Annotated in this window: 12 protein-coding genes; 2 read left to right on the forward strand and 10 right to left on the reverse strand. The window is 68.9% G+C overall.

Translation table 11 applies throughout. From position 1 onward, the window contains the following. Positions 1 to 287: 287 nt before the first annotated feature. The 4 genes from F4X11_09575 to F4X11_09590 form a co-directional block, all read right to left on the reverse strand. Positions 288 to 1316, reverse strand: a complete 1029-nt coding sequence (locus F4X11_09575; protein MYN65261.1) for an ABC transporter ATP-binding protein — start codon at positions 1314 to 1316, stop codon at positions 288 to 290. A gap of 122 nt (positions 1317 to 1438) precedes the next feature. Next, positions 1439 to 2878, reverse strand: a complete 1440-nt coding sequence (locus F4X11_09580; GenBank protein ID MYN65262.1) for an anion permease — start codon at positions 2876 to 2878, stop codon at positions 1439 to 1441. Positions 2879 to 2881: 3 nt separating this feature from the next. After that, positions 2882 to 3958, reverse strand: coding sequence for a hypothetical protein (locus F4X11_09585; protein MYN65263.1), 1077 nt, complete (start codon positions 3956 to 3958; stop codon positions 2882 to 2884). A gap of 121 nt (positions 3959 to 4079) precedes the next feature. Further along, positions 4080 to 5264, reverse strand: a complete 1185-nt coding sequence (locus F4X11_09590; GenBank protein MYN65264.1) for an alpha/beta hydrolase — start codon at positions 5262 to 5264, stop codon at positions 4080 to 4082. A 286-nt stretch (positions 5265 to 5550) separates the two neighbouring features. Between F4X11_09590 and F4X11_09595 the strand changes: the two genes are divergently transcribed. Beyond that, positions 5551 to 6630, forward strand: a complete 1080-nt coding sequence (locus F4X11_09595; protein MYN65265.1) for a hypothetical protein — start codon at positions 5551 to 5553, stop codon at positions 6628 to 6630. Positions 6631 to 6717: 87 nt separating this feature from the next. Here F4X11_09595 and F4X11_09600 read toward each other — a convergent pair whose 3' ends face one another. Then, positions 6718 to 8196: a hypothetical protein gene (locus tag F4X11_09600; protein MYN65266.1), complete on the reverse strand. Its 1479-nt coding sequence runs from the start codon at positions 8194 to 8196 to the stop codon at positions 6718 to 6720. 254 nt (positions 8197 to 8450) lie between these two features. On the opposite strand from F4X11_09600, the gene F4X11_09605 reads away from it, so the two are divergent. Next, complete coding sequence (locus tag F4X11_09605) at positions 8451 to 9191, forward strand: hypothetical protein (protein ID MYN65267.1); 741 nt, start codon at positions 8451 to 8453, stop codon at positions 9189 to 9191. On the opposite strand, the gene F4X11_09610 is transcribed toward F4X11_09605, so the two are convergent. The 5 genes from F4X11_09610 to F4X11_09630 form a co-directional block, all read right to left on the reverse strand. Further along, positions 9185 to 10030, reverse strand: a complete 846-nt coding sequence (locus tag F4X11_09610; protein MYN65268.1) for a hypothetical protein — start codon at positions 10028 to 10030, stop codon at positions 9185 to 9187. The genes F4X11_09605 and F4X11_09610 overlap by 7 nt on opposite strands. Then, positions 10027 to 11529 (reverse strand): AAA family ATPase, encoded by a 1503-nt coding sequence (locus F4X11_09615; protein ID MYN65269.1) that lies wholly within the window; start codon positions 11527 to 11529, stop codon positions 10027 to 10029. Before F4X11_09615 ends, F4X11_09610 begins: the two co-directional genes overlap by 4 nt. Before the next feature lie 193 nt (positions 11530 to 11722). Beyond that, entirely contained in the window at positions 11723 to 13807 is a 2085-nt protein-coding gene (locus tag F4X11_09620) for a S9 family peptidase (GenBank protein MYN65270.1), read from the reverse strand. Positions 13808 to 13900: 93 nt separating this feature from the next. Next, complete coding sequence (locus F4X11_09625) at positions 13901 to 14731, reverse strand: c-type cytochrome (GenBank protein ID MYN65271.1); 831 nt, start codon at positions 14729 to 14731, stop codon at positions 13901 to 13903. Continuing rightward, positions 14697 to 15410 (reverse strand): carboxypeptidase regulatory-like domain-containing protein, encoded by a 714-nt coding sequence (locus F4X11_09630; protein MYN65272.1) that lies wholly within the window; start codon positions 15408 to 15410, stop codon positions 14697 to 14699. Before F4X11_09630 ends, F4X11_09625 begins: the two co-directional genes overlap by 35 nt. Positions 15411 to 15447 lie beyond the last annotated feature (37 nt).

Raw genomic sequence — 15447 nt, forward strand, 5'->3', positions numbered from 1 at the left:
ATGTCCGCGATCTTGAAATGCCCGTGGTATTCGACCGTCAGTTGCGTGGCGTGTCGGAATCGAGCCTTCTCCGGAAAGTAGTCAACCGTCGAATCGAAGCGAGCGACCCGCTCCGATTGCAGGTTGGTGGCCGGTGCGTGCCCCGCGTAGATCGGATCCGCCGGCGCTGGTGGAGGTTCGGGCTCGAGACTGCACGCCGTGCCCGCGAGGAGAGCGAGTGCGGTGACCAACAGCATGGCGCTACGAAACGAACGCAGCAGGCGACGGAGGGCGCCCGACGTCATACGTCAGATCCGATCCTGTTCGACCTGGTGCTCGAGACGTGTGCGGAGCGCCTGGATCAGTTCCTCGAGGTTCGCATGCTGGTGCGACGCATCGTCGAAGTGCACATTCCACCGCATGCCGGCTGCGCCCCGGGTGACCTCTATTCGGACCCCGGGCTTTCCTCCGGCCGGTGCGGCATAGAAACCGTAACGTTCGAGCGCACGCTCGGTCCACGTCACGCCCGACGCATCGCCCGTCGTCGTCACCGGCCAGTGCCGGGGATGGCGTACGCGAAACGAGCCGCTCTGCTCGTCGAACTCCACATCGGCGAAATTGAAAGCGGCCTGAAAGGCGCCGCTCAGCACCAGCGTCTCGGGCATCGCGGTGTGAAGGGGTCGACCCTTCGGCATCAGCCAGATGCGGTCCGCGGTACGGAGGGCCAGGTCGAGGTCGTGCGTCGAGAGAAGCACGGCACAGCCCCATTCGTGTGCGGCGTGGCGCAGGAGCTGCATGATCTCGATACGGCGGGGCAGGTCGAGGAACCCGGTAATCTCGTCGAGGATCATCGCGGCCGGCTCTTGCGCCAGCGCGCGAGCGATCATGACTCGCTGCCGCTCTCCGTCGCTGAGCTCCACCACATGGCGCGCGCCCAGCTCGGTGGCGCCGACCGCTTCCAGCGCCTGCCCGACCATGTCGCGGTCGTGCGCCGCGAGCGTCCCGCCCCAATCGGTGTACGGCACCCGCCCGAAGGCGACCAGGTCATACGCCGTGAGCATCGGCACCTGAACGGGCTCGGTCAGCACGACCGCGAGGTGTCGCGCTCGGCTCGCCGGCGGCATGCCATGTACGTCGGCACCATCGAAACGCACCACGCCCTCGAGCGGAATCTGCAGTCCCGCCATCGTTCGCATGAGCGTGCTCTTTCCTGCGCCGTTCGGCCCGATCAGGCAGGCGAGCTCTCCGCCCCTGAGCGTTTCGTCGATCCGGCTCGAGACGGCCGTGCGCCGGCCGTTCACCGCGTAGCCCGGCACCACACCATCAAGCTGTAGCAGGGGCGCGCCGGCAGCATATGCTGACCGCAACACGGCAGGAGTTTACCGCCTCCGGCGCTTGATCCGGCGGCTCCTCCAACGAGTCGGCTCTCCGAGGCCGATGAGCGGCTTGGAAGGACCGCTCACCACAAGCCGAGCAGCCGCCACCACAGGCTTCCCGCGCCCAGCCAGATCACGATATTCACCACGCTGATGAGCGCCCCCAGCCGCCACCAGTCGCCGATCTCCACGTTGCCCGATCCGAACAGGATCGGCGCCGGCGCCGTGCCGTAGTGGGTCATCGACGCGAACAGGTTGCTGAAGAAGGCCAGCACGAGGGCGGCGAGGACGGGCGGCGTGCCGACCGCGATGGCCAGGGCCAGGAACGGGGCGTACATGGCGCTGACGTGGGCGGTGTTCGAGGCGAAGAAGTAGTGGACGTAGAAGTAGATCAGGCTCAGGCCGAGGAAGGACGGCAGCCAGTGTCCCTCGCCCAGCACGCCCGAGACGCGCTCGGTGAACCAGGCCAGCAGGCCCAGCTCGCCGAGCTGGGTGGCCATCATCACGAGGACCGCGAACCAGATGAAGGTGTCCCAGCCGTTGCGCTCCTCCAGGATGTCCTGCCAGGCGAGGGCGCCGGTGGCGAGCATCGCGGCCACCCCGGCCAGCGCCGTCGCGGTGGCGCTGACCCCGAGCGTGCCGCCGAAAATCCACAGCGTGAGGAGGAAGACGAACACGGCCAGCAGGACCCACTCGTCCCGCGACATCGGTCCCATCTCCCGTAACCGCTGCCGGGCGAGCTCCGGGGCCTCCGGCGTGTGCGTGATCTCCGGCGGGTAGAGCCGGTAGATGAGGAACGGCACCACCAGCAGGCTGATCACCCCGGGAACGAACCCCGCCACGGCCCAGAGTGCCCAGGAGATCTCCACTCCCTGCTGCGCGGCCAGCGACGCCGCCAGCGGGTTGGCGGCCATCGCGGTGAGGAACATGGCGCTCGTGATCACCACGCCCTGGTAGGAGGTGAACGTCAGGAAGCCGGCGATCCGCCGCTGGGTGCCGAGCGCGGCGTCACTGCCCAGCGAGACGCACAGCGACTTGAGGATCGGAAAGATGACGCCGCCGGCCCGGGCCGTGTTGCTCGGGATGGCCGGGGCCAGGACCAGGTCGGTGACGACGAAGCCGTAGGCCAGTCCGAGACTGCGTTTCCCCAGCAGGCGCATGAAGTGGTACGCGATGCGCGTGCCGAACCCGGTCTTGACGAACGCGGTGGCGATGAAGAACGCGGCCACCACCAGCCAGACCACCGTGCTGCCGAAGCCACCGGTCGCCTCCCCGATGGTGAGGGTGCCGGAGAGCACCGCGAAGGAGACCGATACGAACGCCAGCGCGCCCATCGGCATCGGGCGCAGGATGATGCCGACCATGGTGGCGACGAAGACGGCGAGGAGCTGCCACGCGCGCGGTTCGACGCCCTCCGGGGTCGGGACGAGCCAGAGCAGAGCCCCGACCAGAGCCACCGCTCCGAGCCTGGCGGCGTCCACGCGGACCGGGCGAGGGGATTGCCGTGGTGCTTCGTCAGCCATGCGTCACCTGCGCCGCTTGACGTACTTCCGAATCCGCTGCGGGCCGACGTCGGCGGCGTAGACGTTGCCCTGCCGGTCGGCGGTGATGCCCGATGCGCCGGAGATGCGGCGCTCGTCCTGGAACGCCACGTCGGGATCGGGAATGTAGGCGTGCACCGTCCCGTCGACGGCGCTGCCGATGTAGATGCCGCGCTTGAAGCCCGGGTTGTTGCTGGAGTTCGAGGTCGAGTCGGTGACGTACAGCACGTCGTCCTCGTCGATGAACATCCCGCTCGGGCGGCCGAACTGCTTCCACTCGGCTACGAAGGTCCCGTCCGGCTCGAAGATCTGAATCCGGCTGTTCGAGCGGTCGCCGACGAACACCCGCCCGCGGGTGTCCAGGGTGAGCGTGTGCGGCTGATCGAACTCGCCGGGCGCGTCGCCGGGACCGCCCCACGTCATCAGGAACGTGCCGTTCCGGTCGAACTTCACCACGCGGTTGTTCGGCCCGTGCCCGTCGGTGACGAAGATGTCGCCGTCGGCGTTGACCGCCACGTCGCTCGGCCGATCGAACGTGTCCTGCCCGTTGCCCGCGACACCCGCCTTGCCCAGCGTCATCAGGATCTCGCCGCTCGGGCTGAACTTGAAGACCTGGTGCCCGCGGCCGCCGGCCGGCATCCCGAGCACGGTGTCGCTGCCGTTGTAGTCGGTCCCCCAGAGGTTGCCCTCCGGGTCGATGTGGAAGCCGTGGGGCGCCGCGAACACCCCCTCGCCCCAACTGTCCAGGAGTGCGCCCTCCGGGCTGAACTTGACGACCGGCGGGTCGTCGTCCCGGCCGACGCAGGTGGCCGCGCCGGGCGGCCGGTTGTTGAAGCAGCGGTGGAAGACCCAGATGTTGCCGTCCGCGTCGCGGTCGACGCCGATGGTCTCGCCCCACTTCCCGCCGTTCATGTGCGACGGCAGGCGGGGCCACTCGTCCACCAGGGTGTAGGGGTTCGGGAGCGATTGGGCTGCTGCTCCGGCCGGCACGCCCAGGAGGGCGACGAGCACGAGACCGATCGTGGCCGTACGCACCGTCGATGCGGTTGTTGTGTCAGCCATGCTTCCTCATCCTTCATCACGCTTCGTCACGATGCGCGTCCTTCACCGCGCGCGTCGCAGGCAGCGCGGCCGACCGCTCCTGCGGGCCTCGCAGCCAGCGCGCACCCGGGCCTCGTCGTCGTCACAGCGATTCCAGAAACTCGAGCACCAGCCGGTTGACCTCGGCCCCCTGTTCCTGCTGCACCCAGTGCCCCGCCACGTCCAGCAGATGCAGGCCGCGCAGGTCGGTGCAGGCCTGTCCGTCCATCCGCTCCAGGGCGCCCGGCCGCTGGTGGATGCCCCAGTCCCGCGCGCCGGCGATGAACATCGACGGCTGGTCGATGGTCCGTCCGGCGAAAACCTGCAGGTCGGCGTTGATCCCGCCGCCGAAGATGGACGACACCGACTGCACGCTCCGGTACCACTGCAAGCCGCCCTGGAACCCCGTCCGCTCGTACTCGGCGCTGTAGACCCGCAGCTCGTCGTCCGGCAGCCACTCGCAGGCGGCGATCTCGGCCGCCGACGGCATGTGCTCGGCCACGGTCTCCGCCATCCCCTTGCCGAGGTCGAGGACGTAGTAGCGGGGTAGGCGCGCCAGCTCGGCGGCGGACCACTCGCGGAGCGGCTCCGGCCGGTTGCCGCTCCAGTCGCCGCTCTTCATGTGGTAGTAGGCGCGCAGAAAGTCGTGCACCCCCTGCGGAGCCCGCCACAGATCGTCGTTCGCTCCCCGCGTGGCGTAGAAGCGGCGGTAGTGGTGGCGCGGCGGAGCCAGGCTCGCCAGGCCGGCGTCGATGTCCGCCGCCGCGCCCGCCGGCCCGGCAGCGGCAGCCGCGTCGGCGGTGTCGAACGGCAGCGTCGCCGTTCCCCCGAACGGCGCGCTCATCAGCACGACGGAGCGGAACACGTCCGGCCGGGCGACCGCGCACCACGACGCGACGAGCGATCCGAAGTCGTGGCCGGCGAGGTGGACGTGGCGGTAGCCGAACGCCGCCACCAGGGACAGCATGTCGCGTATCTCGTTCAGCATGCGGAACGGGCGCAGATCGTCGTCGTAGTCCACGCCGGTGCCGTCGGTGCGGCCGTAGCCGCGCAGGTCCGGCGCCATGACGTGGTATCCGGCTTCCGCCAGCACCGGCATCAGCCGGCGCCAACTGTAGGCGAGCTCCGGAAACCCGTGCAGCAGGAGGACGCCCCCGCGCCCGCCCGCCTTCGATCCCGCTTCCAGCACGTGCATGCGCAGGCCGTTGACGTCGGCGACGAACCGCGAGCGGACGCCGGCCGGCAGCACGCCGTCTTCGTAGGGACCGATCTCGTTGGTCTGCGCCATCGCGCGAGTGTAGCGGCCGGCGCCAGCCCTGGTCGCGACGGTCCCCGAGACCTGGGTGCCGGGCGCGACGGCGGCCGTGGCGATTCCGGCGGCGGTGGCCTGCAGGAGTTGGCGTCGTGTGAGCGGCGAAGAAGGCATCGGCCGGATTATGTCACCCCCGGGCCGGGTCTCGTCCGGATGGTCGTGGTGATATCGCGCCCGTGTGCGGCCAGCGGCGACCGACGCCCCCGCTCCACGCGGGCGCGGGTGATATCCTGTCGCCATCTCGATCCGCGAGGAGGATGAAATGGGCGCAGGGAAGCTGGCGGCAATCGGTCTGATCATGGTAGTCACGGTGGGCTGCGGCGCAACGGCTCCGGAACCCGAGCCGGAACCGGCGGCCGAAGCCGCACCGGAGCCGCCGCAGTTCGCGGTCACCGGCGAGCACCCCTGCGATCCGGTCGGCGACGTGCAGTTCATCTGCGACATGGTCAGCCCCGAGGACATCGTGGTCGTCCCCGGCGCGGAGTGGGCCATCGTCTCCGGCGCCCGCGAGGGCGGCCGGCTCAACCTGGTCCACGTCGCCGACAAGGCCGCGACCGTGGTGTTCCCCACGCCGGACAGCGAGCAGCGGCTCGACGCCGAGGCCTATCCGGCGTGTCCCGGTCCGTTCGACCTCGCCAACCCGGACGTATCCCGGCTGCACGGGCTCTACCTCGAGCCAGGGGCGGACGACGTCCACAGCCTGCTCGTCGTCCACCACGGCCCGCGCGAGGCGATCGAGTTCTTCGAGGTGAATGCCGGGGATTCGCCGCCGAGCCTGGCCTGGGTGGGCTGCGTGGTGGCGCCCGACGGCGCCAACCTCAACTCGGTGGTCGCCCTGCCGGGCGGCGGCTTCGCCACGACGAACGCCGGGATCGGCGTCTGGGAGTGGCAGGCCGACAGCGGTTGGGAGGTGCTGCCCGAGAGCGAGGACACCGCCCCGAACGGCATCGAGGTGTCCGAGGACGGGCAGACCCTCTACATCGCCGGCTGGGCCGAGGAGAAGCTCACGCGCCTGTCGCGCGGCGTCACGCCGGTCGAGAAGGACGTCATCCCGCTTGGATTCCGTCCCGACAACCTGCGCAAGTCGCTCGACGGCTCGGTCATCTACGCCGCCGGCCACACCGACAGGGACGGCAACTCGATCACCCTGCCGCGGGAGCCGACTCTGGAGACGAGCAACGTGGCGGCCATCGACCCGGAGACCCTGGAGTTCGAACGGATCCTCGTGCAGCCCGCGATGAACGGGTTCATCTCGTCGACCACCGCGATCCCGATCGGGGACGAGCTGTGGCTGGGTTCGTACCGCGGCGACCGGCTCGCCTGGCTGCCGATGCCCGAGTAGCATGTGGTACGGAATGCGCTCGTTCAGGCGGTGGACTGCTGCCGAAGCCAGTCCTGTCGGTTCTTGATCGCATTCATTCCCTGGACTCTATCCGAGGGGCTCGGCGAGCGCCCACCGTCCCGCTTCCAGTAGCCGATCCCGCCAGGCGAGCCTTTCGAGCCAGGCGTCGGGAATCCCGCGCAGGCCGTAGAGGGCGCCCGCAAGCTGGCCCGTCACCGCTGCCACTGTGTCGGCGTCGTCGGCCAGGTTGGCCGCGAGCAACACTGCGTTGCGGAAGTTCCCGGCACGCGCGACCGACCACAGGGCGGCCTCCAGGGTGTGCACGACGTATCCGCTGGAGCGGATCTCGTTCCTGGGGCGTCCGCGCCAACTGCCGGCCAGGACCCGGGCAACAGCTTCCGCGCCCTCGAACGGTCTCCGGGCGAGGACCTCGGCTCGCGGCGTCCCGGCGATGCCGTCGGCCAGCAGCTCGGCGAACGCCCGGCAGGCGTCCACCGCTTCCGTAGCCCCGTGGGTCGTCCGGGATTGCTCGGCGGCGGTGGCCACCAGGCGCGGCCGGTCCCGCCAGAACCGGAGGGCGACCGGGGAGAGCCGCATCAGCGAGCCGTTGCCCGCGCTCCCGGGATCCGTCGAGCCGGCGAGCGGATCGCCGGTCTGCAGGTACCGGTCGAGTGCCGCGCGCGTGGTGTTGCCGATGTCGAAGCAGTACCCGCGGCACGAGTAGTCGCCGTCCCGCCACCACCTGACGAAGCGGTCCATCAGGTCACGAGGGTCGAGCGCCTCGGAGGTCGCCAGACTCTCGGCCAGCGCCAGCGCCATGGCCGTGTCGTCGGTCCAGGAGCCGGGAGGCAGTTCGAACGGGCCGCAGCCTTCCATGTCCTCAACGCGCGGCTGCGCGTCGCGTCGGCGGAACTCGAGCGTCGTGCCGACCGCGTCGCCCACTGCCAGACCCAGGAAGGCGCCGAGCGCGCGGTCACGGATGCTCTTCGGATCCTTCCGTGGAGCCGCTGACGCCCGCGGTGCACACTGCGCCACGTGCTCTTCCTGTTCGTCGGTTTGGATCGCTCCGGGCCGGACCTCTCGTACCCGGCGGATCGTTTCGTCAGGGCGCTCGCCCAACTCCACCAACAGGCGGGCGGCGATGGTCCCGGCGCGCCCCAGACCGCCACGGCAGTGGACGAGCACGTCGAAGCCGAGGCGCAGCCGGTCCCGGAGCGCCTCGCCCGCGACCGCCCACCCGTCCTCGAAGCCCTGTGCCGGCGGGGAGTGCCCATCCTCGATCGGCAGGTGCCACCACTCCATGTGCCGGTCGCGGACCTTCCCCGGGAGGCCGCGCACCGATAGCCTTTCGAACTCGTGCTCCTCGATCAGGGTGACCACCGCGGTCGCTCCCCACCGCTGGATTGCATCCAGGTCGATTTCGAGGTCGCGCGCCCAGGCCCCGGACATCCCGTGGGGATCGTGCTTGCCGGGGCACAGGGTGATGCCGATCCGGCCGTAGCCGTCGCCCGGCGTCACCGCGGCGATGCGGATTGGGCTGTCTTCGCTGCTTTTCGGTGTTGGCATGCAAGCGACTCCCTTCGAGGAGGATCGCCGGGGGGAACACTCCGGGAACACTCCCGCCATCGGCACCGGATGTTCGCCAGCGTCAGTGTAGTCCACGCAGGCTCTGCGTCGTACGCCGACAGTCGCTGACGAGGCTGTACCAACCGAGACTCGAGTTGCGAGGTCGGTCCGAAATTCGGAGATCCGCCGCTACGCGCGGGCGAGGCGCGGTTCGAACTGGAGACCGCGGGGTAGGATCGGTTCGGTCTGGGTTGGTGAACGGCATCGAAGGTAGCGAAGGGGGGTGCCCGACCATGTCCGTCAATGACGACGACCGCCTGCGTGGCGACAACGAGCGCCGCGTCGAGCGCATGAATGTCTGGATCGATTTGGCGGGCAGCACCCCGGACGACGACGATCACGCGCACATCCGATTCGTGTACTACTGGATCGCCTACGAAGCCGCTTACCAGAATGAGCATTCAAAGATTGAGGATGGGAAGGAGAGAGAGAAACTCCACCACAGGCTGGCGAAGCGCGATAGAGGGAGACTACAGGGGATCCTGCACGCGCAGAAGAAGAGTATCGTCAGCATTCTTGCGTTGCGGCAGGCACACCCTTCATTCTGGAACAGGTGGCGGGAAGATGCCGGTGTGAGGACACGCGAGGAGTGGGAGCGTGTTTTCGGAGAACGAGTTGGAGCGGCGGTAGAAGGTCTGGATGAAGCAATCCGTAGCGGCATCAAGAATCGCATCTCTGGAGCGCTCGACGGCCTGTTCAGAAACCTGAGTGTCGTCCGCCATCAGATCGTGCACGGAGGGAGCGCCGGACGCAGGAGTCGAGGACGAACTCAGGTTACCTTGGGCGCCAAGCTGCTGCAAGCGTTCATTCCCTGCTTTCGCGACAGCATCGAGTCCGACATCGATCAGGATTGGGGCGAGCCGCCCTTCCCGCGCGTAGGGTCGGGACCGGATGAAGAGTGTCCGCCGCCGTGGCTGGAGCGGCGGTCTCAGTGACCGACTAGCCTGGGTTCGAGTTGCTTCGCGGGTAGCCGGAGCACACGGGCTGCATCCCTCGCGAACGCCGTCAGTCGCCGACTCAGGATGCTCACTTCTCGAACGCGTTTTCTTTCCTGAAGCAGCCGAGCCGCCAGCACGATTTCCGCGTGGTACCTCGATTCTCCCCTGACACCGGTGTCGACGAGCGGCGGGCAGGTCATGCGCCATGCACCGCGAAGATGGTGCTCCAGAAGCAGATCGAACCGTTGGCTGACCCGACTGCGAGGATTCCGGTGCAGCACGAACAGGAGTACGGCGGCGCGCTCGGCCATGGCCGCCATTCGTGGCACGACCGTTCTCGCCCGCCGCTCCAGGAAGTCGTCGAAGAAGGGATCGACGAGCAGCAGGTCACCCTCCCTGGCCGCACAGATGATCCTCCCGAGCGCGTCATAGCCGTCATGGCGGTTGCAGCCCGAGTCGGGGGCGGTCCCGGGAAAGACGTCGTCCAGCATCCAGAGGCTGCATGCACGCAGCCGATTCCGCCGCGCCGTGCAGGCGTCGCCGCTGAGCACTCGGACGTGACCCTTTCCGACTGCGTCTGCCGTCCGCCGGACCAGAAGGTCGCTGCCGTAGTAGCGCCCGTCATCGATTCCAGTCTGCGCCGTCCGCAGCGCGCATCCGGGCAGAGCGCGAACGCGTCTCGCGACCTCCGGGACGGGGCGTCCCCACGGTTCGCCGCCGAACGGATCCAGGAAGCGAAGCGTCATGCCCAGCTCGCACTGCCAACGCACAAACTCCGCGAGGACACCGTGCTTGAGCAGGTCGCCCGCATTCCCCATGTCGTACGGCAGTGTCATCGTGCAGGCCCTGCGTCGGAGGGCGCAAGCGGCAGCCCGTACTGTCGCAGGTCTGCACGGTGCATCACTCGTCGGGCGCCGCCGCGTGGGGCGTCGCCACCGTCATCGATTGTCTGCAGCGGATTCAGGTAGGCCAACAGATCGCCGCGGGTAACCGTGGGTTCATCGGCATCCTCCTGGTCACGCCACGTGTGCGGCAGATGGCGTATCGAGAGTCGCGACGCCGCGGATTCACTCCCGCGACCGGCGTGGGCCACGAGCAGCGCGTCGTCACGAACACACCCTACTACCGACGGCGAGTGCGTGTTGATGATTACCTGGCGAAGAGGATTGTCGGCATCGACGGGTTCCTCGACGTCAACGGCCAGTTCGTCCAGCAACTCGATGACGGCCGAAATGCGGAGGGGATGCATTCCGTTCTCGGGTTCCTCCAGGCAGAGCAGCCGTCGGCTCCTCGGATCGGACTCCATGACGGTGAGAGCGAGAAAGCGCAGCGTGCCGTCGGACAACGCGCTCGCAACGTGCTCGGTGTTCTGGAGATCCGTCATCACGATGCTCAGAAGCTGCCGCTTGTCGTCGACGTCCACAGCGATCCCTCGGACGTTCTCGACGAGTTCGGAGAGCCGGTTCGCGACCCGGGCGTAGACGTCCCGCTCTCCACCCGGGTGATCGCGTTGCGCCGCCTGCGCAAGGTCGTACAGCGTCGCCGCCAGGTGGGCTCCACTCGGTCCCATGCTGCGCGGCGCCGTAAAGCCGTCCGGCGCCCGGAGAGCCGAAGGCTCCAGTTGCAGTTGCGTCCATCCGGCCATTTCCTGGCGCGCGAGTACCAATGTTCGGTGCTCGGCGGCATTGTTTACAGAAGACAACATCGTGCGGGGCAGATTCGCAGCAGGAACCCGACGTGGGCGCCCGCCCCCCAGGCCGGCTACGCTGTCGGCATGCAGTGAGACGACCGGTTCTTCGTTTCCTTCATTCTCCGTCGAAATATAGGGGCTGGTACGGCGGCCCTTGACCACCGAGTCCCGCCAGGCCTTCTTGTGCGGGAAGCCGAGCCGGCTCTTCGCTTTGGAACGATTGATATGGACCATTCGTTCGCGGACGATCTCCAGAGCGCCCATCGTCCTGACGGCTGAATCCTGCCGGTATCGAAGCTCCAATTCGTACTGGAGGAACGTCATCGATGCCTTGGCCACCTGGCCGAGCTCGTCTTCGCCCTCCTCCGGTATCAGGAACTCCGCAGCGAGTCTCATCGTGTCGGTTACGTGGTCGCCCGCGCGCCGAAAGAGGCTCCACACGTCACCGCGCCGGGAATCTCCGCCTCGTACCGTCGACGCTGCTTCGACCAGGGGCTTGTCCGCCAGCGCGGCGAGAAAGGAGATCGCGTCGAATAGATTGGACTTGCCGACGCCGTTGGGCCCGGCAACGCAGGTGAACGGACCCAGCCGGACATCGATCCGGTCCAGATTCTTGAAGCCTTCTACCTGGAGACGCGTGAGCACTTCGTCGATTATAGGGCGTTCGCTAGTTCGCCTTTCACCCGATGTAGTCCCGCGATTCACGTCGCCAGGATCAGTGACACGGTGGCAGGACGTGCAGAATCCAGGCCCCTGCCGGCGGAGAACCAAGCGGATCGACACGCGACCCGTAGGGCCGGCCAGCGCGGGTTGGCGAACGACATCGACTCGGCCGCGGTCATCCCTCCTGGTCGGTGGCCGCTTCTCCCTCGACCATGAACCGCTCGAACCACGACCGCAGGTAGAGCTGCACCCGCAGGAAGTTCGTTGGCGGCAGGCTGCGGCTGTGCCAGCCGTCGGTCAGCCGGATCATCCCCGTCGGCACCTTGCGCAGCTTCAGCGCCCGGTAGTACTGCTCGGTCTGCTCCATCGGGGTGCGCAGGTCCCGCTCGCCGGTCATCAGCAGGGTCGGCGTGGTGACGTTGCCGACGTACATCAGCGTGGACCGCCGCAGGTGCTCCTCGGGGTCCTCCCAGGGGAGCTTCTCGAAGTTGCGGTACCAGCTCGAGCCGTCGGTCGTGCCGACGAAGCTCAGCCAGTTGGTGACCGGCGCCTTGACGACCGCGGCGGTGAAGCGCCCGGTGCGACCGACGATCCACGACGTCAGGACTCCGCCGCCGCTGCCGCCGTAGACGAACAGGTTTCGCTCGTCGATGTAGCCGCGCGAGACCACCTCGTCGACGCCGGCCATCAGGTCGTCGTAGTCCTTGCCGGGATAGGCGTTCTTGATCTCGTTGCCGAAGGCGCTGCCGTAGCCGCTGCTGCCGCGCGGGTTCGTGTAGAGCACCACGTAGCCGTTGGCGGCGTGGTCCTGGTTCTTGAAGTCGAAGCCGGCGTTGTACATCGCGTGCGGGCCGCCGTGGATGCGGAGGATGAGGGGGTGCTTCCGCTCCGGATCGAAGTCCGGCGGCTTGACGATCCAGCCCTGGATGTCCAGCCCGTCGGGCGACCGGTACCAGATCTCCTCGACGTCTCCGAGGCGGACGTCGGCGAGCAGTCCGGCGTTCGTGCGGTGCAGCGTGCGCATCTGCGCCGGCGCGTCGACGTCGAAGGCGACCAGGTCGCCGGGGGCGTGGTAGCCGGAGACGACGCCTACGGCGATGCCGTTGTCGCTGATCGACGAGACCGACAGCATGTGGTTGCCGTCGCTCACCGGGCGGACCTCGCCGTCGACCGACGCGAAGTGCAGGTTGCTGGTCCCTCTGAGCTGCGCGTTCAGGTACACGCCGCTGCCGTCGGGGGCCCAGCCCACGATGCCGGGACGCCGCCCCATCTCGGTGGCGATGACCCGGGCGCCCGAGCCGTCGGCGGCCATCACGTACAGACCCTCCTCGCGGTAGGTGTCGGTCGTGTGGTCCATGCCGGTGTAGGCGATGGCGCGGCCGTCGGGGGAGGGGACGCCATTGGCGTCCGGGCCGTCGCGGCCGGTCAGGGCGGCGATCTCGCGAGTCGCAAGGTCCACCCGGTACACCTCGGATTCCCGCCACGCGTACTCGGCATCCGGCTCGCGCAGGCCGGAGAAGACGATGCCCTTGCCGTCCGGGGTGAACCGCGGGTCGTCGTGGTGGAAGTCGCCGCCGGTCATCTGGCGCGGCGTTCCGCCGGCGGAGCCGACGACGAAGATGTGGCGATATCCGGCCGGCGTGTAGCCGGACCCGTCGCGCCGGTAGTTGAGCCGGGTGACGATCCGGGCCGGAGCCGTCCACTCGGCGCCCACCGGGGCCTTCGGCATGTCGATGACCCAGTCCGGGTCGGGCCCGGGCGGGACCACCGCGCGGAAGGCGATGGAGCCGCTGTCGGGCGCCCACCGAATCTGGGACGGCGGATTCTCCAGCCGCGTGATCCGGCTCTCCGCGCCCTCGGCGTCCATCCAGCGGACGAAGATCTGCGACCCCTGGGGCTCGACGGACCGCGTGAAGGCGATGCGGGTGCCGTCGGGCGACCAGCGGGCGCCGCCGCCCTCGGTGAGGAACCGGTTCCGGGAGCCGTCCGCGCCGACGACCCACAGCTCGGTGCGGATGCGATCGGCCATCGCGTCGACGAACCGCCGCTCGTAGACGACGGTCGCGCCGTCCGGCGAGATCTGCGGGTCGTTGACGGTCTCCCAGGAGAGATAGTCCTCGAGCTCCAGGTGGCGCTTGCCGGCGTCCTGGCCCGTCGCGGTTGCCGCTACGAGCAGGAGCGCGAGCAGTAACGCGCCACGGAACCGCCACGGGCCGTGCCGCTGCCGGTGTTCGGGTCGGAGCGTCCTCTCGATCGTCATGGTTCTCACTTCCTGCCGCAGCGGTGGCGTTGCCCGCAGGGCGTTTCGGTTCGAGTCTGGCAGTCTGCGAAGGCGCTTCCGGAGCGCGGATGCCTACTGCCGCGGCCGAATCACGATACGTGCGAGGCTCTGTGAATCGGGTGGAAGCTCCTCATCACCGGCCGGCATCCCGCTGACCGAGAGCATGTAGGCGATGACGTCGGCGTACTCCCCGTCGGTGAAGGAGGCCGGGTTGTCCTCGGGCATCGTCAATCGGGTGTACTCGTACAGGGAGGCCAGCGAACGCCCGTCCCACTCGCGGAGGAATCTCGCCCGCGCCAGAGGGGGCGTGGAGCGCATGTCGGGATCGTCCGGCGCGCCGTTCAGGCGGCGGCCGTGACAGAAGCCGCACCCGCCGGAGTATGCCAGCCGGCCCCGCGCCGCCTGCGCCGCGGTGAAGACGCCGTCCCAGACCGACGCCACGGGCACTGCGTCCGCGGACGTGTCCGCCAGCGCGGCCGCCTCGCCGGCCGTCACCCCGCCGAAGTCGTTCGTCCAGGCGTTGCGGACGTAGGTGGCCAGCGCGGACGTCTCGGCCGCGGTCAGGGTGGGAAACGGAGGCATGTTCCCGGAGCCCTCGCGCAGAACGCCGACGATTCGCGCCGCGTCCGAGAGGCGGTCGTTGCCGTTCAGGGCCGGAAAGGTCGGTGGGCTGCCGTCTCCCGCGGGCCCGTGGCACCGGGCGCAGCGCGCCTCGTAGAGCTGCTCCCCCTGCCCGAAGCGCGCCGCGTCGTCGACCTGCGCCGCGCCGGCGGTCGTGACGCACGCGATGAGAACACAGCCGAGTACCAGACCGCCGACCACGGAGTTCCGCATCGGACTGACTCCCTCGTCTTGTCGGCGCCGGCGATCAGGACCAGATATCGGCATCCGAAAGCTCCACATCCTGCGACAACTCGGCGCGGATTGTCGTGTCGGCCTCCACCGCGCCGTCGAAGCGGAAGGGAACGTAGCCCTTCCCCGACACGAAAAGACGGTATTCGCCCGCCGGAATCCGCAGTCGAGCCACGCCGCGCTTGTCGGTGACGGTCCGATACGGATGCGCCACCACCCGCGCGCCTTCGACCGGGGACCGGCTCTCGGCGTCCCTCGCGACGACCGTCAGCAGGCATGCCGGTGCGGCTACGACCCGTACGTGGAACGAGGCGCTGCCGCCGGTGTTCGCGCCGCTCGCATCGTTTGCCGGCGCCACGGCCTTCCACGCGTACAGCCCCTCGACATCGGGGGCGTCCAGTTCAACCTGCGCGTGGTGGAGCGCGTCGGTGCCCGGCCACGGGTCGTCGCCGACGGTGGCCGTCGCCCGCTGCTTGCCGTCGTGGTCGTGCACCTCCACCGTCCAGCCGGCCGCACTGCGTTTGCCGGAGCAGGCGACCCCGAGTCTGACGGCGAAGCGCTTCCCGCACTCGATCGCCGGCGGCGTGTCCCAGACGACGACGCGCGTGGCGTGCGGCTCGGCGGCGGCAGCGCCGTCCGGCGGCGTCGGGCCGGCGCCGGGCGGCTCGCCGCCCAATGCGTCGACGCCACCCGCGCCGCTCGTGCGCGACGCATCGTCCTGCTGGATCATCGGCTATGGCACGTCCGGTCGGATCGACCTCGTTCGC

It is taken from the genome of Acidobacteriota bacterium, assembly GCA_009861545.1.
GTDB lineage: Bacteria > Acidobacteriota > Vicinamibacteria > Vicinamibacterales > UBA8438 > WTFV01.